The 22,782-nt window shown below is 51.0% G+C and carries 16 protein-coding genes; 9 read left to right on the forward strand and 7 right to left on the reverse strand.

The window, feature by feature from the left end:
* Window positions 1-249 precede the first annotated feature (249 nt).
* The 7 genes from H6F59_RS24895 to H6F59_RS24925 all read right to left on the reverse strand — a co-directional run bounded on the left by H6F59_RS24895 (window position 250) and on the right by H6F59_RS24925 (window position 10,932).
* Window positions 250-1,332 carry a YhcG family protein gene (locus H6F59_RS24895; RefSeq protein WP_190707412.1) on the reverse strand — a complete coding sequence of 361 codons (1,083 nt, stop codon included), beginning with the start codon at window positions 1,330-1,332 and terminating at the stop codon, window positions 250-252.
* An 862-nt stretch (window positions 1,333-2,194) separates the two neighbouring features.
* The gene (locus H6F59_RS24900) at window positions 2,195-2,686 is read right to left on the reverse strand and encodes a hypothetical protein (RefSeq protein WP_190707416.1); all 492 of its coding nucleotides are present in this window, start codon (window positions 2,684-2,686) and stop codon (window positions 2,195-2,197) included.
* On the reverse strand, window positions 2,676-3,545 hold the full coding sequence (locus H6F59_RS24905; protein WP_190707419.1) for a hypothetical protein: 870 nt from the start codon (window positions 3,543-3,545) through the stop codon (window positions 2,676-2,678). The genes H6F59_RS24900 and H6F59_RS24905 overlap by 11 nt, the downstream gene beginning before the upstream one ends.
* A 27-nt stretch (window positions 3,546-3,572) precedes the next feature.
* Window positions 3,573-3,968, reverse strand: coding sequence for a type II toxin-antitoxin system Phd/YefM family antitoxin (locus H6F59_RS24910; RefSeq protein WP_190707422.1), 396 nt, complete (start codon window positions 3,966-3,968; stop codon window positions 3,573-3,575).
* Window positions 3,969-4,171: 203 nt separating this feature from the next.
* On the reverse strand, window positions 4,172-7,753 hold the full coding sequence (locus H6F59_RS24915) for a DUF3854 domain-containing protein (protein WP_190707426.1): 3,582 nt from the start codon (window positions 7,751-7,753) through the stop codon (window positions 4,172-4,174).
* Window positions 7,754-8,624: 871 nt separating this feature from the next.
* Window positions 8,625-8,801 (reverse strand): ribbon-helix-helix domain-containing protein, encoded by a 177-nt coding sequence (locus tag H6F59_RS24920; protein ID WP_190707429.1) that lies wholly within the window; start codon window positions 8,799-8,801, stop codon window positions 8,625-8,627.
* 136 nt (window positions 8,802-8,937) lie between these two features.
* Window positions 8,938-10,932 carry a hypothetical protein gene (locus H6F59_RS24925; protein ID WP_190707432.1) on the reverse strand — a complete coding sequence of 665 codons (1,995 nt, stop codon included), beginning with the start codon at window positions 10,930-10,932 and terminating at the stop codon, window positions 8,938-8,940.
* Window positions 10,933-11,656: 724 nt separating this feature from the next.
* Here H6F59_RS24925 and H6F59_RS24930 point away from each other — a divergent pair.
* The 9 genes from H6F59_RS24930 (at window position 11,657) to H6F59_RS24970 (ending at window position 22,781) form a co-directional block, all read left to right on the forward strand.
* A complete protein-coding gene (locus H6F59_RS24930; RefSeq protein ID WP_190707436.1) occupies window positions 11,657-12,013 on the forward strand; it encodes a hypothetical protein in 357 nt (118 codons plus the stop codon).
* A gap of 715 nt (window positions 12,014-12,728) precedes the next feature.
* Entirely contained in the window at window positions 12,729-13,895 is a 1,167-nt protein-coding gene (locus H6F59_RS24935) for an acetamidase/formamidase family protein (protein WP_313887314.1), read from the forward strand.
* A gap of 191 nt (window positions 13,896-14,086) precedes the next feature.
* The gene (locus H6F59_RS24940; protein ID WP_190707442.1) at window positions 14,087-14,887 is read left to right on the forward strand and encodes a tetratricopeptide repeat protein; all 801 of its coding nucleotides are present in this window, start codon (window positions 14,087-14,089) and stop codon (window positions 14,885-14,887) included.
* Between the two features lie 1,315 nt (window positions 14,888-16,202).
* Entirely contained in the window at window positions 16,203-16,784 is a 582-nt protein-coding gene (locus H6F59_RS24945; protein WP_190707446.1) for a Crp/Fnr family transcriptional regulator, read from the forward strand.
* Window positions 16,785-16,902: 118 nt separating this feature from the next.
* Window positions 16,903-17,322 (forward strand): hypothetical protein, encoded by a 420-nt coding sequence (locus H6F59_RS24950; RefSeq protein WP_190707450.1) that lies wholly within the window; start codon window positions 16,903-16,905, stop codon window positions 17,320-17,322.
* Between the two features lie 896 nt (window positions 17,323-18,218).
* Window positions 18,219-19,433 carry a hypothetical protein gene (locus tag H6F59_RS24955; RefSeq protein ID WP_190707453.1) on the forward strand — a complete coding sequence of 405 codons (1,215 nt, stop codon included), beginning with the start codon at window positions 18,219-18,221 and terminating at the stop codon, window positions 19,431-19,433.
* Window positions 19,430-20,749 carry a caspase family protein gene (locus H6F59_RS24960; RefSeq protein ID WP_190707457.1) on the forward strand — a complete coding sequence of 440 codons (1,320 nt, stop codon included), beginning with the start codon at window positions 19,430-19,432 and terminating at the stop codon, window positions 20,747-20,749. The genes H6F59_RS24955 and H6F59_RS24960 overlap by 4 nt, the downstream gene beginning before the upstream one ends.
* Before the next feature lie 56 nt (window positions 20,750-20,805).
* Window positions 20,806-21,804, forward strand: coding sequence for a hypothetical protein (locus tag H6F59_RS24965; protein ID WP_190707461.1), 999 nt, complete (start codon window positions 20,806-20,808; stop codon window positions 21,802-21,804).
* A 17-nt stretch (window positions 21,805-21,821) separates the two neighbouring features.
* A complete protein-coding gene (locus H6F59_RS24970; protein WP_190707464.1) occupies window positions 21,822-22,781 on the forward strand; it encodes a MoxR family ATPase in 960 nt (319 codons plus the stop codon).
* Window position 22,782: the final 1 nt, after the last annotated feature.

Genomic DNA, 22,782 nt, shown 5'->3' on the forward strand with positions numbered 1-22,782 from the left:
CCGCGCCGCAACTACTCCACTGTTGGAATTAAGGCTCAAACTCTTATCCAATCCTGAATCCAGCTCCCTTAACTAGGGCTCAAGGTAGAGAGAAAACTGAACGAAGCTATAAGGACTTTGGGGAACTGGCACAAGCCAACATAGGCCGCGTTTAGGCCACTCAGTGTGGCCACTGTCACAGAACACATTTACTTAGGGTGTATAAGACCCGATCTAGCCTGGCCTTGAACCGTGAATTTGTTTGAGCCGCTAATCCAGTGACGAGTCTTCATCACCTAAATTGGAGTCCTCTTCGATTTCCTCGATCGCGGTACTGAGTTCCATTTCAAATTGCTCTACCGTGGGCAGTCGATTTTGAATATCTGGAGGAAGTTGGTCTTGGAGCTGATAAGTAGAGACTCCGATTGGCTGGCGGCTCCCTTGGAGGGCATACTCGACAGTTGTCTTGTCTTTAGTCTTACAAAGGATAATGCCAATGGTAGGGGCATCCTGGCCGCTACGGAGGAGGTTATCAACGGCCGCAACGTAGAAACTCATTTGGCCAGAGTGTTGAGGCTCAAACTCACCCATTTTCAGATCCAGGACAATATAGCAGTGGAGCTTGACATGGTAGAAGAGGAGGTCAAGGCGATACTCCTTGCCGCTGACGACGAGGGGATATTGACTGCCCAAAAATGAGAAGCCCATGCCGAGTTCAAGGAGGAAATCGCGAATGTGATCGACCAGCCCCCGTTCCAGATCACGCTCCTGAGCTTCCTTGGCCAGGGTCAGGAAGTCGAAATTGTATGGATCCTTGATCAGCTGCTGGGCTAGGTCAGACTGGGGAGCCGGGAGCACGTGTTTGAAATTAGTAACAGCACCACCCGTTCGCTCAAAGAGACCACTTTCGATCTGCATCTCAAGGATGTTCCTACTCCAGCCGTTTTCAACCGTTTGCTGAACGTACCAGAGTCGCGCTTGTGGATCCTTTACCTTCTCAATGATGCGGATATTGTGGCTCCACGGTATTTGGCCAACAGCCTGTTGGCCAATTTGCTCCTCGGTATAGGCCTCTGCAAATACCCGCATAGCTTTGAGGTTTGAGCGGGAAAAACCCTTGATATCAGGGAATTCGCGCTTCAGATCCCGAGCTAAATGGTCGATTACCTTACTGCCCCAGCTCGCCTGTTTCTGCTTGGCGATGATCTCTCGCCCAACATGCCAGTAGAGCAGGATAAGTTCATGATTGACGGCCAGGGCCGCCTTGACCTGGGCTGTCCGGATACGCTGCTTGAGCCCATCTAGGAAAGCGGTGTAGTTGCTGTCTAGGGAGAGGGGGGACTGCTTCGGCATGAGGAAGACTATATCAGGGCTTCAATCTGGGTGCAGCGCAAGAGGGCCATAAAGTAGCGAAGCGGCGGTTTGGGGCCTAGTAGCAGATCGAGAAGAGCGATCGCATCTTCGGACTGAGTTCCCCCATCACCTGCTCAAACTGATCCGCCGACCAAATTTCCGCTTGGTCATGGCGATTTTGCTTCGGCACCAGTTCACCTCATAATTGGATCCAAACCACCCTTGAAAACTCTAACTTGCTCTTTTTGCGATTTCAGCAAGTCTAGTTTATCGAGATGGCAAGGGTTCCAGCAATTTAGAGCGAAAAGAGAGCAACATGGCGAAGCTTGTTGAAAATGAACCCTTGTTGTTGAGAATAAAATTCTAATAGGATTTTGGATCCTAAATTTTGATTAGAGGATGCCAGTCTCCACGTACCAAGATGACACGCTTTTGCCTGCCACTCTCAATTGATGCCATCGCGTTGGGTTGTGTCATCAAATCCCGTTGACTTGTTGGCCGTGGCGCTCTCAATTGAGCAGCTGCTTGCGGCCCATTCAACCGATTACTTATATACCGCTACCATTGCTACTATCTTGAGCGACTTAACACCCCCGTTCGCCTGCCACTAGTAACCTCTCGTATCCCCCAAAACTTTACACGATCGATGTGCAACAGGCTTGTTAGCAGTTACGTTCCCGAAAATTATCATATCGAGAAATAGCTACTTCCCGTTCACCCCTGCATAACTTCGTGATTAAAAACAATGCTTCCTTATCGAAGATACTCCCAACTTACCGAAATCTATTATTGGGAGCGGAAGAATGAACGAAGATTGAGCCAAATTCAATGAGCGAATAAATCTTCAAAACCTATCAACAGTTCAAAGGCTCTCTAGGTAAAGAGTCTTCACTTGAAAAGCGACTTTTCTAGCTTGGGTAAGTGGTATGGGATAGCCAACTGTGTTGTACCCTCTATTGGGAACGCTTCTCTTCTGAAGAGTTTTCTGTAGCTCCCAAACTAGCGCTCTCAGCTTTCCTGGCTTGAAAATAAGAATTTCTTGTTCTGGTATCAGGACGATCCAATAATCGGCTTGAGAGCTCCACCCCCACCCTGGAATCATTTCTTTGTCGTTCGAGATAGTTTCAAAAAAGAGATTACCTGTCCGTTTAGCGGCAAGGTCAAATTTATACTCAATTGTGATAACTGATCCATCTGCCCGAGTGACAATTCTGTCTATCCCTGCTTGCTGATACTTTATCTCTCCAGAGACATCAGTTACTTTGTAGACAGGATGTAACCATTGGTCTAAGAAAGTTTCTCCTGCTTGGCCAACTTTGCGCTGAGTTTCAAAATCGTATGGTTTAGTTTGCATAGATTTGAGGGATATAGAGTTGGACTCCATCATTGCCTTCTCGTCGTATTGGAATGCCAGCCCATCGTGACACCCAATTCACCAATGCCCGCAAAGAACTGGCTCTGCGAGGGTTGGTGGTTCCTCCACAATCACCAAAACTCACCAAAGAAATCACCTCTTGAATTAATTCTTTAGTGAGTTCTTGATCGTCACGAGTCGTTTTCTCAATAATCATTTGAATCGGATAGAATCCTAGCAATGCTTCTGCGAGAAGACGTTCGCGAGTTTCCTGATCATCGCTCTGGGCAATCCTTTTACCTCGATCTGTTAAAATGTAGATGCTTGAAGATTTATTCTCGGCTGAACCTCGACTAGCAAGACCTATTTCCATCACAGGTCGGCCAAGATAATCTCCTCTCCTAGCCAAATCTTTTTCTTTTTTAGCACCACTACCAAAAGCAACGCCTAAAGATTTAGATGTGTTGGTTCCACCATGAATTAGCTCAACCGTTTTAATGTATTTCTGTGGATCACCGATTTGAGGGATGTAAATGGGCTGTTGCTCACCTTTACGCAGATCTTGATCTAGAGCAGTTTGCCAATCAATTAAATGAGAGATCTGTTGAAACTCATAAAATCTGATTTCTTTTCTTGGAACGTCAACAGTATAGGTGAGCTGGAAAGTTCTTCCTCTGAGTTCATAAACTAATCCTGAAACACCAGGCTTGATACCAAAACAAGCCCCTTCAACTTCGCCAGTCTGCTTGAGAAGTTCTAGAACGGGCGCAAGTTCCTGCTCTACTGCCAAATCACAGAATGTACTTCTGTCAGAAAGTATTGCCCTGGTTTGAGAATCAAAATACGTAAACTTGAACACTTCAATTAGCTCCTCATGCTGCAATAACTAAACCTGGATCTCAGAAGAAACAAACAAAACTTTATCTGCGTCGCCAATCAGCGGTAATGAAAGGTAATGCGTAAAGCGAGGCGATACAAATGCCACAACCCGTCTTTTGTGAAATGTCAGATAGATACAATCTATTCCACCCAAAAGCTTCTCCCAGGATTCGGTTAGCCGATCACGAAACTCAGTGAGAGGAATCTCTTCACTGTTCTGAATACTAGGCTCTCCCTCTTCTGAATTGAGAGCATCAACATCTTGAAGCGGAAGTAAAAAGGCTGCAACTTCACCATAGTGAGTACATACAATCCGTAGGTTACCAGACTGAACTTGCCGTCTAAGTTTTGGTAACTTGACTCTTAATTCCGACATCGGGATTTGCTTGAAACTTTTGTTCATGTTTACTTGCCCTTCCCTACACCTGATAATGGCAAAACATTTTGAAACTGTCAATAGTGTCTTACGTTTTTTACATTTTAAGCCCAAAACAGAGAATCAGCAAGGGTTGTAGGGCATCTTGCTTTGCGTGGAGTAGGTGGTTGCGCTAACTGATCTGAGCCATTGCCCTAGTAAAGCCCGCCCGCACCAGAGCTGCTGGGTGGTTAGGCGGCTGCCAACGCTGCCCGCCAGAGGCCGGGGTAAAGGGGCTTGATTGTCTGCCGCAGCTGGTGAAGTGCTTCGGCCCCTGACTCTTGGGCCACGTGAATCAGGGCGATAATGTCTTGAATTGAGGCTTGTATCTTAGGGGCGTCCAGAACTTCAGTAAGAGATCCGATCCTTACTGAAGTTCTGGACAGGCCATATTTCTCAAGGACTTTGGCCGCGATCGCATCCCAGGCAGGGGTCAAATCCCCCACCCGCTGCTGTAGCACCTGGTCGAGAACGTTAAACACCTCAGAGTCAGTCTCAATCCGTTTGCGATGACGTTGGAGGGAGTGAACGCGATCGCAGTTGTCAGCCAGCTTGGCCGCGATTTTGGCCTCAATGTCGCTCAACTTGACGAGGCGGTATTGATAGGCACGATTACCATCGCCAGTTGATACCTTCCCGTTGTAATGGCCTTCAAGGCCCACCATTTGTAAAAGTCTGTGAAGGCACTTCACTAGAGGTGTTTTACTGGTGAACTGTAGCCCGTGAATTCGTTGATGGGTAGAAGATGCAGAAGCTAGAGAAACAGCCTTCTCTCTAGCCCACGCCGCCGCTTGGGCAACGATGAAGTCTTTGTTTGTCCAAGCTGTGAGGCGGCCCTTGATGACGCTGTAGAGCCCTGGAGCATCCTTTAGCAGTTTGGCTATGGCAAACTCCCGAGCGGTGCAGGGAAGATCGGCTGTGTCGTGCTGCCCTGCCCGTGCGATCGCGTTGAGGGCATGTTGGCGGGCAATCTCAGCCCACAGTTCGGGTTGCTCATAGGCGATGCAAACCAGCGATCGCACCCGTAGCTCAAATAGCCCATTGGTGCCGGAGTCGATGACCCAAGCCTCTATCCATTCAGGATTGTTGAGCCCAGGATAGTCGCCCAGCTTCTGCTGAAGCTCCCACTTATGGTGCTTGGTAGCTTCAATGGCCCCAGCAGGTTCGTCACCGGCTTGCTTTTTGCCCTTGGCCCTAGCGAGAGTGCGCCCCTTTTGAGCAATTAAATTCTGAGTCGCCTCATAAAAGGGTTGTGACCAGGTTTCAGCCGCTTTTGGGTCGCAAACCATTTCGTTGACCGCCCAGCCGTTGGTCTCCCACTCCATGCGCAGAAACTCAACCTTGAAATAAGTCTCTTGAGCTTGGATGGCTAGAAACTCTGGCAGCTCTAGCCAATCATCTGCCGAGGCCTGGCCCAGCCGAGAGGCAATCTCTGCGCAGCCCATTTGTTGAGCCAGGTTGATGGCACCCGTGTTTGGGTCACCAGCCAGCAGCGATCGCCAGTAGTCGGGGGTGAATACGGCTGGGTCAGGCATTGTTGCCAGCCCACGAGAGGCAATGTACATATTGCGCCGCTTAATCTTTTCGCCGCGAATTGCGTCTCGGTGGCGCTCCCCCCTCTGGCTGATGCTGGAGGCTGCCTCAAAAGCCCGTGCGTATTCGAACTGCTGATCAAAGTACGTGCCCTCGCTTGAGAGACCAGAGTTGAACGCTGGGGAGAATGACAGCCAATTTAATCCACGATTTGGCGCAAAGCTTGTAGGGTTTTTGGCAAACTCTGACCTAATCCGGTGGGGAGTGTATTTACCATCGATGGGTTGCCCCTTCAGATCAGGATGGAGGCCGCGCAGTACCCGGTGAATAGCTCTGGCTTTACCCTCACTGCCAGAGGGAATAGCAACCTTTTGCCCTTTGCTAACGGCATTTTCTATGCCCGCAAACCACGTATAGAAGGCCCTGTTGGCCTTTGGGGTTGATTCCCAAGCAGTGCCGTCCCAGGATTCCCCATCGCCCGCTTGGTCAAGGTAGAGGGCAATCTCCATCTCAGTCTGAGGTCTTTGCCGCCGCAGTACCTCTACTTGGGTGGGGTCAAAGTTCCCCCAACGTTGCGCAGCTGCGACGGTTGAGCGGTAGAGACCGTCCTGGGCTAAAACGACGACATTCGCATGGCTTAGCAGATCCTTAACGGCCTGCCGAGCTAACTCAGGGTGATTCCCCAACTCACCGGACTGAAGGCGAGGAATACACTCGTTTGCTTCGTCGAAGGCGACAACGTTGGCTAATATTGACCGAAGTTTATGGGCTGACTCGGGGCAGGCCGTCACCCAGGCAACGGCGGGTCTATTTTCCGGTGGAAGGGCTAGATACTGGTCGATAGTGAGGACATCGAGTTCATGAGCTAGGTTGGTGGCCAGTTGTCGAGTAGGGGCAAAAATAACGCCACACCACCCCCGCTGCTGCCCCTCTCCAACAACTGACCGCAGCCCTACCGATGTTTTGCGGGTCATCTTGGAGCCGTCGAGGACAATCAACCGGCGATCGCCATCAGCGGGAAGGGTGAGTCGTGGGAAGTGGCCCACCTCCACCGTGCCCGAGAGCCGTGCCCTGTCCCTAAAAGCTTTGGCGATCGCCATTCGATCAGTGTCCTCGGGCAGGCCCACTAGGGCAGCTACTTGGCCCAGCCAAGCTTGGCGCTCTTTCTCCCGCTTTTGTTTCGCCCAGGCTTGCTGCCGCGCCCGCTCATGCCGGGCTGAAGGCTTTGCTTGGTCTATGAGCTGCGCAAAAGCGTCTGCCCCTTGAGCCGCGATAAAATCGTCAATTCCTTTACCTAGAGAGCCGTCCCATAGCACCAGTCGGACATCACAACCCGCCGCTGTGAGCAGGCCAGCGAAAACGGCACGACCTTGTTCAACGTCGTGCCGCGTCTCTGCTTTTTCGTCCTGGTCAAAGGCTATATAGGCGCGTCGGCCTGGCTGGATGAATCGCTGCACCTCGGGCATTAAGCGAGGGGCGACTTTGGTTTTTAGAATAGGGTCGTGAGCCAGATAAGCTCGAAACCCGTAGAAACCAATCGCCGCGTACCCCTGGGAGAGGGCTGCTAGAACCTTCTTCCCGCCTTCGGTAAATAAGATGTTGATCGCGGGGTTTACGGCGACCCAATCCCAAAAACCAAAGACTACAGTATCCTCTCCACCAAGCCCAACCAGTGCGGCTAGGCTAACTTCAGCAGGGCATTCCACCCCGTAACGTATGGCGACTTGCCGCCATACCCCAGCAGTCACCGGCGGTAGGTAAGGCTTACTACCAGCGCCGAGCGGGGTCTCGTACTTCCGCAAGACCGTGTGCTCAGGGTAGAGCCGCAACAGCCCGCTGACTTCACATTTTTCGACTGGTCGCCCTAGGGCATAGCTGAGGCGCTGCGCCGATTTTTGGCGGTTAACCTGTGGGTTCTCAGCTTTGGCCTGCCACAGTTCGCCCGACTCTTGCCGGAAGCACGCTAGCTCGCGGAACGAGTGAGGCCGCCGCGTCTCCCAGAATCGGCTGACGGTATAGCCCAGCTCATAGTTAGGCTCCCATTGGCCAGAATCCTCGACAAAGGAGACGGCAGCCTTGTAAAGGGTGGGTGCAATCGCAGATTCGATGATGCATTCTTGCTCAATCCGTTGCTTGAACGTAAGGCTACTTACAGCGCCACCTCCCGATTGGGCGGCGGCGACAAAGCCTTCAGAAAAATATGGCGACTCAACACTAAGCCAGAGCTTAGCGTGGCTCATTGAGGTGGGAGATGTTGTGGGTACGATCGCGCATGAAAGCATGGGAAACCTACGGATTACCCCGGCTGTATCGTTGCCGGGCATGACAAAACAGGCGCACTATTGCGCCGCCGATCTGCATCAGCTATCCTGTAGGGGATTGAATTTAGACAAACGAATCCCGTCACGTCCCCGTGGCGCGTTTTCGAGCGGGGCAAGGCGATAGTTACTTTCTTGGCGGGAAGGCTATCGTTTTTGCTCTTTAAAGGGTTCGCGTGAACACGTTCACATAAAAATCACCTCCTGGTTGTGGGGCTAATTTATCTAATCTGCTTGGGGATGGAACGCCTGTTAGTTTCTTTCCCCAAGTAACTGCTGCTGCTCCAGCCAGGCCTCTCGCTCCGTTCTGAGGCCTGGTTGTGCTAGGGCGCGTCAATCGCTGCCAATAAGGTCCGTCTGTAGTCGCCGGGTCAGGAGAGCATTGCGATCGCTCTCGGAACACTGGGCACAGCCGTAATTCTCCTCAATCTACTACCAGATTCCTATTACCTAAATATCACTTAACAAACAGCTTGCTTGTATCTATAGTTATGTATTATCGGCAACGCCGCGAGAACAGTCAAGAAAAAATTCCAATATGACTGGTTTGTTGATACTGACACTAAAAATATCTCAATTAGGCGTGAGGATTTTTGCCAAAGTTATCACATATCCCCATAAATGCATGTGCTTAAGAGCATTCACAAGGTAAGGCTAACGGAATCATATGAAATGAATACAGAAAAATGAGCCGGTACAACACCGTTTAAAGAGGAAATTGCTGTAGATATATCTACAGGTCATAGTGAATATGTCAACTATTGAAAATAGGTCATTTGGCAGCTTTGCAAGCTTATTTGAGGTAGCCGTTTTCTCTAGCCGCATCCCTCAGGATTAGCTCACAGAGGTTAGAAACCGTACGACTCTCCTGGGCAGCCCATGCCTCTAAAGCCGCCTTGAGTTCTTCATCCATGACCACAGAGACCTTGGGCTTTTTTGTCGGCACAGTTGTCAGCAACGCGTCTCTCATAGGTTATTTCCTTGTACAAACAGTTACCCCAGGTTCGCAACTGTGGCGAACCTGGGGTAAGTTTGTTGAACCTTTATGGTCTCAGGAAGCTACTTGTCAGCAGCTAGATTAGGGTCTTCCCATCGACAGCAAAGCATCAAGCTGCCGAATGATCCTGCTGTCGGCGCTTTTGCTCCTGCCGCAGCTGCTGACTGAGGGCCTTAATCTGAGCCTCGGATAAATCCCTCAGCCGTAGCTGTCCATCCGCCGTCAGTGGTAGCTCAGCGGCATCCTGAGCACTGAACACTTGTTTGAAGAGCTGCTGATTAAACGCCGAGATCGGGGCGATTTTATCTTGCAGATCCTGCTCATCGTACTGGCGGCTTTGCATTGCTCGGCTGTGATGCATCGCCCGCGCCGCTGCCTCTAGCTCCGCCTCTGAAGCCCTCGATCTTTTCAGATAGGTGACATACATCTTGCGCAGCGACTGAGGCACCACCGGCACCCCCACATGCCGATAGAATAGGTACTTCACCCAAGACGTCAAATTTTGGTGGGTGATCGGTTCACCGGGTGTGGCCCCCATCGTCGTCTTCACCTTGACGAACAACTGATTATGAGCGGGGTTAAATAACGGACGATAGGTGTCAATCCAGGTCTGCAAGAGACCATAGAACGTCTGCCCCCGGGCCAGCTGCATATTGTCAATCGGCGTCAGGTACTTCCCATAGATCTCACCCGTCTTGTAATCCTTGGGCCCAAGGTAGAGGTGCCACTGAGCCAACTCAGGGCGAGCCATATTTTCAATTGGCACCAACACCCCATCCTCAATCGATCCCTGCATCAGCGTGCGGCCCATTTCTAGCTCACAGATGGTGCGATTCCTCTCGGGTGCCATCACCGAAAGTATACAGAGCACCAACACCAGCTGTAGGTCGCAGGCGATCGCCGTCGGCTCTCGAAGCTTACGCTGACGGTGGGGCTTGCCATTACGCTGACTCACCGAGTAGTAAAACCGCTCTTCGTACTTGGCCTGTTGGGCGTCAAGCACATCGAGCACCGTTTCCCAAGAGACGCTGCGTTCCTTGTAGGCGATTTCTGGCGGCTTACTCTTGCGCAACTTGTTGGCTACCGAGAGCTTCTGCCGCAGTCGCCGTACCACTGGAATATCCGTGTACCCCGACTTAGAGGCCGTGTTCTCCGTCTCCTGTCGATAAAAATACTTCGCCACAATAATCAGCGCCTGTAGAGTCGCCACCTGACTATCTGGCGCATCCCTGTAGAACACAAAGTAGTCATCCCACACCCGCTCCGCCACCCGCGCCTGCTGCTCGGCCAACTCCTTGCGTTGCTCCCGCCGCATCAGCAACTTTTGCCAAGCCTCCTCTTCATTCATTCCCTCCGCCTGAATGGACTCCAGCGAAACATTGAGCGGGGTGTAGGGCACCAACCCTGTGAGGGATAAGTCCTCCAGCGGTACCAGACCGTAGCGATGCTGCCAACCCAGCAGGCGCATGAGAAATGAGACATTGCTGTTGATGGTGGCAGGTCGATGATTGAGGGACTGCACCTCGAACTGCTTTATAGCATCGATTTGCACTCTCAGCCTGTCATTGACCTCATCGGGCTTAAGGCCAAAATCGGGGCGTCGCACTCGCTTAGTGAGCCCCAGGTTTTTGAGCGGCTGTTTTCCCCTCTCCTTGGCAATGTTGAAAGAGTGACGATAGACCTGAGCCGCTGGCTGAGAGACCTCATCACCTGAAGGGACCTGCCCCGCATCGAGCCACCCCTGGTCTTGAGCCCAGGCGATGAACTTAGACAGCTGATAGCGATTGGCCTTTTGAATTTTGGAATCAATGTCCTTGGCCTCAAAGTGAGTGCTCTGGGCCTTTAGCGCTTGGTTGAGCTGGTCAAGGGGCAGGGTGTCGAGGAAGCGCTGGGCCGCTTCGACTTCGGAAGGAGTAATGCGGTCTCCCTGACGACTTGGGCCACCCCAACCCGGCACGGTGTAGCCGATGACAGCCGTGCGTGCCAGGGAGACCGTATTGCGCGGACTGGCTCCAGTAGCGCACTGGCCACTGAGCATCACACTGTAGGCGCGAAATGCAGCGCCGACAGTCTTGATTTGACGGGAGTAATATACATCTTCCATGCGTCAATCCTTCTTTTTTAGCTAATGTGCATAGATGCGCACAAGCTAATTGATTAGCTTGGCTTATGTCAGGCGTACCCTTGATTTACCAGGACATAATACCCTAAACATAACTCATTTTGCATGCCTTCATTGTAGGACAAATAGAGTGCGCATAAGCTAAGTAATTGAAGAATAACGAGTTTTGTAAAAAACATTAATTCCATTATTTTTTAATAGAAAACGCAATATTCTAAAAACTTCTAAATAACCGTTAAAGTCTTTTGTGACAGCGCCTTAAGTCATATTAATCTCAAATTTGAATCTTCATATTGAATTATTTTTGCTTGCTGTACTCAAACTACGCCCTGAGAAAAATATTTGAGAATGGGTTAAACGGTATTACAAGCGGTGCGAAGCTGAATATTACCTCTGAGGCTTCTAGAAGTGCGCATAAGCTAAGTTTATGAATAGCGCAGATCACAGGCATGTCAATGCTTTCAGGACATTAATGTGATGGAAAACGTGTATTTTGCTTGCGCGATCTTTAGCTTGTGCGCTGTTTAGAATTGAGGAGGTATTATTGATGAAAGGTATTGGGGACGGTGTCATGGTGCATTCTCAAACAGGCTCGCCCTCACCGCAGGACCAGGCGGGTCGCCGGGTACGGAAGCCGAGCAGGAAGGGGGCCAAGGTGCCCTTGAATCTAACGCTCACACCTCGGGCTTATTTCTATCTCCAAGTCATGGCCGGCCGACTCAAGATGTCGATGTCGGGGATAGTTGAAGAGTTTGTCGCCGTGAAGATGGAGCGGGGCCTCTCGTTAGCTCCGTTGGGGCGGGGCAACCGGCGGGCGGGGCAAAAGGCGATGCGGGGTCAGCCGATTTACCACGGTGAGCGGAAGAGGCCGGTTAACCTGCTGGTTACACCTGCCACCAAGCGATATCTAAAGCGGTTAGCACAGTTGGCGGCAGACCCTGCGGTTAGGCCTTCCATGTCAGATGTGGTAGAGCGGCACCTGACGGCGGTTGCAGAGCTGTGGGAGGACCGCTTTCCGTATCCGGGCGATTTCGCATCAGCAAGCGACCCAGACCTGGTCTGAAGACTTGGGCGATCTCGAAAAGTTGAGGCCTTGCAAGCACGCTTTGAAAAGCTGGAAGAGGGGCTATGCCACGTCAAACCTAATGCCGATTGAGATTTGCAGGCGCTGGGTTCGATCGCAGCTAGTGCCGTTCTGATTTTTGTAGCTACCTTCCCCATCCAAAGGCTGCTATCAGTATCGGCTCTGGCGGGCTAGGGGCATCTGGTGTGCCACGCTCATCACCAAGTCCTATGGGGCTGAAGCCTGCGGGAACTAATGGCCAAGCTTGACTGCTGAGATCGCTTACTTTACGGGCTCCAGAATCCCTGAAGCATTGAGCCTTGATGTAGCCGATATCAGCTCCCATCGCAGTCATAACCAGGCAGGGCAAAGCTTTGTGGTTCTGAATACAGAATTCGCGGAGAGGTATCCGTAACCTTGTTTCAGGATTTCAAAGGACCTGTTTCCGGGCTTTTATTATCCCTAAGAGGCTGAAATTCACCATACTGTGGCGATTTTTAAGTCTGCACTCGGACTCCTCTATGGTCGGAGGGTCTGAATTTGGGGTGAAATTTTTCACAGTTTAATTACCCTCGGGTCTACGCAATGGAAGGTCATTTTGCGTGGACTTCCATTGCGGCAAATTTCTGTCGTTCCCAAGAGATTAGTAGGTAAAAGGATGCTTGAGTTACGACGAAAACTTTGGCGACGAAAGCCAGGATTTGGCTTGAAGCAGGTGATGCTAGCCGCGATGGGAGCACTGCTGTTGGTCGGCACCTGGGGGGTGCGATCGCAGGCTCAAGGGCCGGTGCCAAGTTCCAGCGGCGGTTCTGCCTACGTGCTGCTAGCCACTCCTGAAACGACCCACTTAGGGTTCTTTAGCGCCGAGTTGCCCCCGGTACTGCGGGTGCAATCAGGCGATTCAGTCACCTTTTCCACCTTTCCCAACGTCGGTGAAGAAGCGCGTCCGGGCCGTTCGATCGAAGAGTTGGTAGCGTCGGCCAATGCTCTAGCCAAAGAGCGCAACCTGATCGGCCCCCACTCCTTAACCGGGCCGGTCTATGTAGAGGGTGCAGAGCCGGGCGATGTCTTAGAAATCAAAGTCAAAGAAGTGGTGCCGTCGATCTATGCCGGGCAAATTGTCTTCCCCGGCGAAAGCGGGTTGGGGCTGCTGCCGGGCGAATTTCCCACCGGCACCATTAGCCACCTCTATGTGGATATCGCCAACGAAACCACCCAGTTTGCTAGTAACGTGACCCTGCCGGTTAAACCCTTCATGGGCATCATGGGGGTAGCGCCGCCAAAGGATTTTGAGTCCACCGATACCGAAGCCGGTGGGGCCTGGACGGCTCGGCCCGAGCGCATTGACGACTATGGCGGCATTCGTCGGGTATCGAGTGTGCCCCCTGATCTGTGGGGCGGCAATATGGATAACAAAGAGCTGACGGCGGGTAGTTCGCTGTTTGTGCCGGTGTTCAATTCGGGGGCGCTATTTTCCACGGGTGATGGCCACGTCAACCAAGCCAACGGCGAGGTCGGGCTAACGGCCTCTGAAACCGCTATGCGCAGCGTGACCGTTGAATTTGTGGTCCACAAAGATATGGATCTGATTCGCCCGATTGTAGAGACGCCAACTCACTTTATGACCATGGGCTTTGACCCCGATGTGGACAAGGCGATGAAAACCGCCACCCGTGACATGCTTGACTTGCTGACCAAAACCACCGGCCTGAGCCGCTTGCAGGCCTATTCCCTAGCCAGTCTGGCCATGGACTTGAACATTACCCAGGTAGTCGACATCAATCGCGGTGTCCATGCGCTGGTGCCCAAGTCGATTTTCACGGCCTATACCCCTGTGGCTGATCTCAAGGGCCAGATTCAAACCGATCGGCCTGCGCTCTAGCTGGCTGCCGTTGACTGCCGGACTCAGCTGGGCTCTGCTCCCTTGACGGTGGGAGCAGAGGTCCTTCGCGCCTGGGTCGCATGGTTTGGCCCCGGGGCCGTTGGGTTCAGATTTTAAAGGGCGCACTGGTTTCGCCTTGAAGTACTTGCCGGCCTTGATTAAGGCCCTGACTAACACTGAGGAGATATTGTATGAAGGCTTCTTTTCCCTACGCGACGCCCGCGACGACTGGTCTATTTCCCAATCTGCGATCGCCCTTTCTGGCGGTGACGGTTGGTCTAACTGGGGTGCTACTGGCGATCGCCCTGTGGCTTTCGCCGCTCTCTCTACCGCTGCCCGATCTGACATTTCTCTCTGGGGCCACCGCCCCTGCTCTGCCTGTCGCCTATACCCAGGGAATGCAGTTGCGGCAAACTGGCGATCTGATTGGAGCGCGCCAAAAGCTACAGCAGGCGGCGATCGCCGATCCGATGGCCGTACCCGTGCTCTACCAATTGGGCCGGGCAGAGTTTCAGCTAGGCAACCTTGAGGCGGCGATCGCTGCCTACCGGGCGGCCTTGGCCCAAGACGCCGACCACGCCCCCTCGGCCTACGAACTGGGCAGCATGCTGGTCACCCTGGGCCAGATCGATGACGGCATTGCGCTGTTGCAGCAGTCAGTGGCGATCGCACCCACGGTGCTGGGCTACTACGATTTGGGCATTTCCCTGGGTCGCAGTGGTGATCGCAGAGGGGAAATTAACAGCCTCCAGCAGGCGATTGCCCTTCAGCCCGACCACGCTGACTCACACCTCAACCTGGGGTTGTCCTACGCCTACTTGGGCGACATCGCCGCCGCCAAACGGCATCTCACCCAGGCTCGCAACCTCTACCAGGCCCAAATCGAGGCTCTGGAACATGCGCACTTGGGCCGCAACAGCCTGGATGCCCAAATCCTCGATCAAATGATGGCGACCCTCGATCGCTGCGGTGTTGACTGCTGGCGATCGTGACATTAGGGTTGGGCTTTAGGCGTAGAACATCAGCATAAGGTCTAACCCATTCACCACTGACAACCGATATCCTATTCCTCATGGCAGCAGCGCGATCCCTACGTGGCCATCCCAATGGCACCTCGTTACCCGTCCCAGGCTGAGTCTAAAAGATAGTCGAGAGGCTGAGTAAAAATGCTCGTGTGCCAGTAAGCCAAAATTCTGGCTTAAATTGGGACTAAAGTCTTTTGTGCCAGTTGCCAAACTCAACGAGTTTGCATTGAGCAGAAATCGCTGAACTGCCCATTTTGTCGTTGATGGGTTGCGGCGCGGGACAACTAGCCTGGGCCTCTGCTTGGTTCAATTGGGGATTATTTCCGAGCGCTGGAGTTAAACTTGCCCAACTCGGCACTGTGCTGAATTAGGTACCGCTAGCTAGCCCCTTCCTGATAGGTGGCATCGAGCAGCTGGTTCGGCACTTGCTACTGATGGTAGTAGAGAAAGATCAGAGTTTCTTTGATGGTGCGAGTTAGCCTCTCAGATCTGCCGCTCGATATCACGCTCTTCGATGTGGTACGGAACGTCGTCCCTCAGCAATCAAGGGTAGACGAGCGCTCGACGAAGCTGATGTCACCTCGATCGGAGCTTCATCCGGCTCTCAAGCCACGCACTATTGCCTAACGCTTCGGTTGGAGATGGACCAATCACAGCTTTTGGAACCGGTCCAGGAGCAAGAGGTAATCCCGCTACCAGACCTAGGCGATTCGCCCTTCCGCGTTAATTATGAACTGAATCATGTTCCTTTCCAAGTCGACGCTTCACGAACGGTGGGGGTGCTGGCGCTTGCCGCGGTTGAGGGTCAGCTGATGAAGGTGGAGTTGCGGACAATACAAAAGGCACGGTGGCGCATACAGCTAGCATCGAGAGGATTCCTTGCAAGAGCCCGTCGAACCCGGCGTCACGGGCCTTCAACTAGGCGCTCATGTGCTGAGGGTGGGGCATGCGGACGCGCAATCAAGCCTAAACGTTACTCCACTCGACGTTTAGATGCTGCCGTCATTCGTATAGATTGGGATTGCGGTGATGCCTTGCCAATTGCTGTAAGGCTCAGCATGAAATTACAGGTTCGGAGTAAGCGGTGATATTGCTGGTCCAACAAGGTGCGCCAGCCAACCATCCACTCCTCCGCTTTGCTCCGGCGCGGCTGGCGGTTAAACTGGGACGTTAGACTGCTTTAATCCCTAATCAGGACGGTTTAGAAGCATCATTTGTTGATCTCAGTATAAGTTAGCGTAAGGTTATTCACAAATCGTCAAAGTTTTAAATGGACAGGTAGATGTACGAACCGTTTTATACATTTATTCTGAAGATCTTTCCTGAATTTGGTATTGATCCCACTCTCCTGGATCCTTTTCTGAAAGATGTTGAGGTGAAGAAGGGTGATTTTTTATTTCAGCAAGGGGATATCTGCAATTTTATTGGGTTTACTTTGAAAGGTTGCGTTAGAGTCTTCCTTATCAAAGACGAAAAAGAACGTACTTTGTCTTTTCATGCTGAAAACCAAAGCTTTGGCGATTTCAGAAGTTTTCTAAATCAAGAGCCTTCCGAATTCTCGTGTGAGGTAATTGAGCGTTCTAGAATTATCCTGTTTGATCACCGTGCTATGCAGCTTATTGAGAAGCTTCCAGACGGACAGAAGTTTTTGAGGCTCCACGCTGAAGCATTTGCATCTAAGATGCGCGATAAACTAACTTCCCTTTATATGGATACTCCTGAAGAGCGTTACTGTAAACTCCTGGACAATGAACCTGAAATTATTGATCGAGTTTCTAATTATCATTTAGCATCATATCTTGGCATTCAGCCAGAATCCCTCAGTCGTTTGAAGCGGCGCATTTACCAAAGAAGAGTTTCTTAACCCAAGTCAATGACTAAGTAGTAGAGCTAAAGATAGCTTGTCAGTAGGGAAGAACCACAATCCCATCGAGATTCGTGAAAGTTCATCTCCTACTGCTCTTTAGGTATTGGATAGTAAAATGAAGCTACAAGTCTTTTTCTCGCTACTAATTTTGCCTGCTCTATCGTTTTTTAGTTCTGTTACTCCTGCTCATGCTGGAATATGGGATCGAATTCAAGATACTGTTGAGGATGTTGTCGATCCTGGTGGAAATATCAGAGATGCGGTTGAAGCCGTTCAAGACTCGGTAACGTATACCTTTAGAGTTCAAAATGACTCTGGGAGAGAAATGCAATTTAGCATTGGACTAGAATCCTACAGTTTATCTCCAGGGTACTACATGGATATAGTAAGTTACGGTTCTAATGACTTTAAGATGTACAATGCTCCTGATGTAGAAGGATACGAGAATTCTTATGTCTCGTATGATCTTGATAATAACGGAAGCTACAGCATCATAGAAGAAGTGGGAGGTTTTTACGAGCTGTACAGTGAGTGAATCTTTTGGTTTACTAGAAGTGCGATTGCCGACCTTGTAAGAGGGCGTCCGAAAAGCGGTTTGCTGTACTTTGATGACCTGCTGATTCCCCCAGCCCCCTTCTTAAGGGGGCTTAAGTCCGCATTTTTATAGACGCTTGCGGCTTCCCAGAAGGTAAGAGGATTGAGGGGTTTCCTACTGTGACTACGAGAAATAGGACTCTTCAAACCTTCTCTAAGGTCGTTTCTCACTACAACTTTTAATTACTCCATTGATAAATTCTTTTAGAGCGCGTTGAATTTATGGAATTTGAGTAAGCAAGTCTAACTGCCTCGCTGAAACGAATTTAGTCCATCAATGGGATTCCAGAGCTATTTGTGTCCGGTATGCGAGGGAGTTAAACCGCTTGAAATCAACCTATTTTCTTAAATATCTGCTTCGAACGGGCAGATGACCTGCTGGGAGGTATCTGAGGTGGTTGTTGATAAGCCTAATGCTCAATGGTCAATGGCCTTAACTTGCCGGAGGTTGGCGGATTGAGTAGTTGTCTGCGCGCGCGATTGCTGATCTATGCCCATGCAGCCGGATCGTAATTGTCCTACAAGGCGTAGGACAAATTTCGGAACGTTTCACGAAAAAGCTGTCAAGAGAAGCTGTGATACTGCTCTGCGGCGCGGGGCAGCTAGTCATTGCTACTCCTTCTTCTCATCCTTCCGCTGCCCATACCAGTGCGGACATACGGTTATTAACCCTGTGCTTAGAGGCAGACATTGACAGATGTGCGTCCCTTAGACCATCACTTTTAAGATTGGTGTGCTTCAAGCCCTTATGCCCGAAAAACCTAAAGATTTTACTTTGAACTGGATTAGCTTATTCCTGCGTGGCCAATAATTGAATGTCGTGCAGGGGCTAAGGGAATGACCAGTCTAGTTTTTATTCACGGTACTGGGGGTAGGCAAGAGGCCTATGCTGAGACCCTGCAACACATGGAGAAGGCTCTTCAGCAGTGGATGCCAAAAACGGCATTGGTACCATGCCTGTGGGGCAACGCCTTGGGGGCCAAGCTCAGTGCTGGTGGGGCATCGATTCCCAGCTATAGCGAGGCTAAGGGAGGGCAGAGTATCTCTCCTGAAGAAGAGAGCATCCGATTTTGGGAGGCTCTGTACCGAGATCCATTTTATGAAATGCGATTGCTAGGGTTAAGACCAATCCAGGACGACGTAATAGTGCCGGGTCAACTGACCCCTAGCCAACAGCTACAGCGTCGGGTAGAAGCTTTAGCGGAGGCAGATGACCTCCGTGCTCAGCTAGACAAACTGGGCATTGGTCAGGTGTTTTACCAGGCCTGTGACATCATCACAGGGCCTGAGTCCAAGCTCTACCAACGACTATTGGAAACCGCCCCTAGCAATTTAAGCGAAGACTACGCGACGATCGCCCGCGCCATTGTATCGGTCTCTCGCATTCTCTGCAAGAACCAGGATGTTTATCCCTGGCTGCTAGTGAATGATGCCCTGCGTGATCAGGCGGTTGATGCCATTCAGCAGACCCTTAGTGCGGGGGAAGCCGCCATGGGTGTAGGGGATTGGGTCAAGGGTCTGGTTACTGATGTGGCCATGGGACTTGGCACCAACAAAATTCAGCGCCAGCGGGGGGCGATCATGGATGGGGCTTATCCCTTTGCGGGGGATATTTTGATTTATCAGGCCAAGGGCGCTGCCATTCGTCGCTTTATTCGTGACCAGGTCTTAAGTGAAAAAGTAAAGCCCCCGGTGGTGCTCCTAGCCCATAGCTTGGGTGGCATAGCCTGTGTGGATTTGCTGATTGAAGAAGACTTGACCCACAAGGTGGCGGGGCTGATTACGGTAGGTTCCCAAGCTCCTTTCTTCTACGAGATTGGAGCTTTGCAAACCCTCCCCTATGGCCACCCCCTACCTGCTCACTTTCCCACCCAATGGCTGAACATCTACGATTTGCGAGACTTCTTAAGCTATGTGGGCGATCAGCCGGGAGTTTTCCCCGGTCAGGTTGTAGATGTACCTGTTAACAATAAACAGCCCTTTCCTGAAGCTCACGGGGCCTATTGGGCCAACGATGAAACCTGGCAGGCGATCGCAGGGTTTTTGCCATGACCGAACCTACTGTTGACCCCAGTCATGTTCACGCCCTAGTGGTGGGCATCGAGCAGTACCAAGCAGGCCCCGCCTACGACCTCAATGGCCCTGCCCGAGATGCATTGGGTTTTGCCCATTGGTTATTAGCCCATGGGGTACAGCCCGCGAATATTCAGCTTTTTCTGTCACCGTTGGATCAAAATCGCGAGGTACTAGCCGAAGCAGAGACCCAAGGCTTAAGCCCGCAGGAGGCCACTCGGGATCGGATCAGCCGCACCATTACGGATCGCTTTGTTGATCGGGGCGGGCGGGAGAGAAGACTCTATGTATTTTGGGCGGGGCACGGGTTTATCACTAAGCTTGACACCACCACCCGACGGCTGTTATTTGCCGACACCAACACCAGAAACAAATGGAATCTGGATTTTGATACGTTGCTTCAGGCGTTTCAGACTGCTAAGCATGGGGCCGTTTTTCCTCGGCAGATTTTTCTCATTGATGCCTGTGCCAACCCAATGTTTCAAGACTTTTACCCCACCCTCCAGGCGGCGGCGGCAGGGGAGGGGTTTGTGACCAGTGGCACCCAAGGCCAGGCTGAGCAGTTTGCCCTCTTCGCGGCGGCGGAGTATGCCGTAGCGACCAACTTGACCCAGGCAGGAACGGGGCGATTTTCTCGGGCGGTGTTGGAGGAGTTGCAAGCCCAGCCCCTTTGGCCCAACATGCCGGAACTAACCAGCAAGATTAAAGCCAACTTTCGCGATCAGCAGCACCTGGAGCCAGTGTTTTGGTCGGTTTCGCTGGGTAGTGGCGATCGCGAGGTGACTGATACCATTAGCCAAAGAATAACGATTATGCCTGCGCCAGCGATCGCTATGTCTGGATCAGAACGGTTTCAATTAATCAAAACACTCAATGACCTTCCCATTGTGGAGTTCGAGATACTAGTCAACACCTTGAACCCGCCCGGTGGTCTTGTACCACCCAGTAGCGCTGCACAGGGGATACGTTCCTCGGCACTGTTGCAGTGGATCGAGGGGCCAACGGGGCCAGGCCTGAATGAGTTACAGGCGGTGCTGGGACAGGTGATGGTGGGGGCTTCAGCTGCCCAGAAGCTAAATGATTCTGCCAAGCCAAGCACTAACAATATTTCAAGTTCATCCAAAAAAGATCGCCTTCAGAAAGAGATTCAAATGTTAGAAGCTCAGCTTGAGCGATGTTTTTCGAAGCGCCTGTTAACAAACGATCCTGATGCTGAGGTTAAATTTGAGAATCTGGAGAATAAACTAGAGCAAAATATAGCCCTAAAGAAAAGCGAGCTAGAATCACTAAATTAAAATTGCTAAATCTCACAAAACTAGCATCGGTTCTTAAAGGTTTTTAGCTAACAACTGTGGATAAAAGAGAACGACTAGAGAAAGAAATTGCGGCCCTCAAGGCAAGGCTCGATAGATGTTTCGAGAAGCGACTGTCGACCAATGATCCAGAGACGGAAGTTAAGCTGGAAGAACTAGAAGATAAACTTGATGCTGACATCAAGCAAAAAGAACAGGAGCTAGCTCAACTTTCGGATACACCCTTGGACAAGAACCGTAGCGTTCTCAATCTAGAAGAAGGACTTTGTAGCCTTGACTTTGATGAGCCCCAAACAATTGTTCAGGATGTCTTGAGATACTTGAATGATAATGAAGGAGGGGCAGCTCTATTTATGATGGAGAATTGTTTAGAAATGGAGGGAAGTCTACTACTAAGAAGAGTTAGAGATCTTCTCAAATCCAATACCAGTCAGTTTTTTGAATATCCTGTCCAATTTGTACCCACCCTGCCAGCTAACGAAATCGCCTTCCTCAAAATTTTGGGCAGCCATTTGGGGATTACCATTGAGGAGGCCGCCGGAGATGAACCCAAAAAACTGGCTCAAGCCACTGAAGCAATCATTAAAAAAATAACGACACTCTTACGTTCCGGAACTACTATACTTATCCCACTAGCCAATTGGAAAAGTCTGAGCTTGAGCGGGCAGGTCACTTTTCTGGAGTGGTTTCTCAATCAGTTCTGGGGGTCATTAACCAATGCTGTTACAGAGGCAATGCAAGACCATTCGCCAAGAGTTTTCTGCGTGATCATGGTAGATGAATTGATAGCAGATACCTGTAGAAAATTTGAATATTTTTGTGATTTTGAAATATTTGATTGCGGAAGGCTATTGATGCTTCCCCTAAGATGTTGGACAAAAACTGATGTGCAGCGCTGGCTAGGTAACTATTCCTCAAAGCTCAATAAATCAGAGCGTAACCATTTAGTAAATTATATATTTGGGGGTAAAGACGAGGAGTTGCCGCTTAAGGTTCGGATTGAATTAGAAAAAGCTCATGCTCAATCGTTTTTTTGATTATTGATGGCAAAATTATGAAACTCTTTACGGGTAACCCCAATAACCGTCCTGCCAACCCTCACCCTGACTCCCCTAGTCGAGAGCCCTACCTGGCGACGGAGGATCTGGTGAACGCGGTAAATCTGGCGATTTTCCTCAAGCGACCCCTCCTACTGGAAGGGGAAGCAGGCTGTGGTAAAACCCGCCTTGCCTCGGCGATCGCCTATGAATTGGGCTATCCGCTCTATCGCTGGAACATTCGCTCTAAAACTCGATACCAAGAAGGATTGTACGAGTACGATGCCTTGCTAAGGCTCCACGACGTTAACCTGAGCCAAAAGTTAGACGGAGCTATTGTCGAGGGAGAACGCCTGGTAGACCCTAGGAAGGCGGAGGACTACTTAGATCTCAAAGAATTGGGCAAAGCCTTTGAATTGGAAGACCACCCGGCAGTGGTGCTCATTGACGAAATTGACAAGGCAGACCTGGACTTTCCTAATGATTTGCTCACCGTCTTAGAAGAGCCTTACGAATTTACCATTCGAGAAACCGGCAGAGCCGTGAGGGCTCATCATCCGCCCATTGTGATCATTACCAGTAATAAGGAGAAGGGCAATCTGCCTGCCCCCTTTTTGCGGCGCTGTGTTTATCACTACATTGAATTTCCGAACCAACCGGAGCAATTGAAGCAAATTGTCGAGATTCATTTCCTACCTGCTGAGGACACCACGGTAGAGGGGCAGCCCAGCCCGCCACCGGAGGATTTGGTGGATACCGCGATCGCCCGTTTTTTAGCGATTCGGCAACAAAAGGGGCTGGCCAAACTGCCCGGTACCAGCGAATTTTTAGACTGGCTGCGGGTGCTGGCCCAGTTTGGATCACAGGCCCCCTACCCGGCTGAGGCCTTGCCCGAAACTGGGCCGCTACCTTACCGGGAACTGCTCTTTAAGCTTCGTAGCGATTGGCGACAGGCCGGGTTTAGCGCATCGTCATGAG

It is taken from the genome of Nodosilinea sp. FACHB-141, assembly GCF_014696135.1.
Classification (GTDB): Bacteria; Cyanobacteriota; Cyanobacteriia; order Phormidesmidales; family Phormidesmidaceae; genus Nodosilinea.

Coding starts and splice junctions, on each gene's coding strand:
- H6F59_RS24895 (WP_190707412.1), bottom strand. CDS start 1,332: ATGCCGAAGCAGTCCCCCCTCTCCCTAGACAGCAACTACACCGCTTTC.
- H6F59_RS24900 (WP_190707416.1), bottom strand. CDS start 2,686: ATGCAAACTAAACCATACGATTTTGAAACTCAGCGCAAAGTTGGCCAA.
- H6F59_RS24910 (WP_190707422.1), bottom strand. CDS start 3,968: ATGAACAAAAGTTTCAAGCAAATCCCGATGTCGGAATTAAGAGTCAAG.
- H6F59_RS24915 (WP_190707426.1), bottom strand. CDS start 7,753: ATGAGCCACGCTAAGCTCTGGCTTAGTGTTGAGTCGCCATATTTTTCT.
- H6F59_RS24920 (WP_190707429.1), bottom strand. CDS start 8,801: ATGAGAGACGCGTTGCTGACAACTGTGCCGACAAAAAAGCCCAAGGTC.
- H6F59_RS24925 (WP_190707432.1), bottom strand. CDS start 10,932: ATGGAAGATGTATATTACTCCCGTCAAATCAAGACTGTCGGCGCTGCA.
- H6F59_RS24930 (WP_190707436.1), top strand. CDS start 11,657: ATGGCCGGCCGACTCAAGATGTCGATGTCGGGGATAGTTGAAGAGTTT.
- H6F59_RS24940 (WP_190707442.1), top strand. CDS start 14,087: ATGAAGGCTTCTTTTCCCTACGCGACGCCCGCGACGACTGGTCTATTT.
- H6F59_RS24945 (WP_190707446.1), top strand. CDS start 16,203: ATGTACGAACCGTTTTATACATTTATTCTGAAGATCTTTCCTGAATTT.
- H6F59_RS24950 (WP_190707450.1), top strand. CDS start 16,903: ATGAAGCTACAAGTCTTTTTCTCGCTACTAATTTTGCCTGCTCTATCG.
- H6F59_RS24955 (WP_190707453.1), top strand. CDS start 18,219: ATGACCAGTCTAGTTTTTATTCACGGTACTGGGGGTAGGCAAGAGGCC.
- H6F59_RS24960 (WP_190707457.1), top strand. CDS start 19,430: ATGACCGAACCTACTGTTGACCCCAGTCATGTTCACGCCCTAGTGGTG.
- H6F59_RS24970 (WP_190707464.1), top strand. CDS start 21,822: ATGAAACTCTTTACGGGTAACCCCAATAACCGTCCTGCCAACCCTCAC.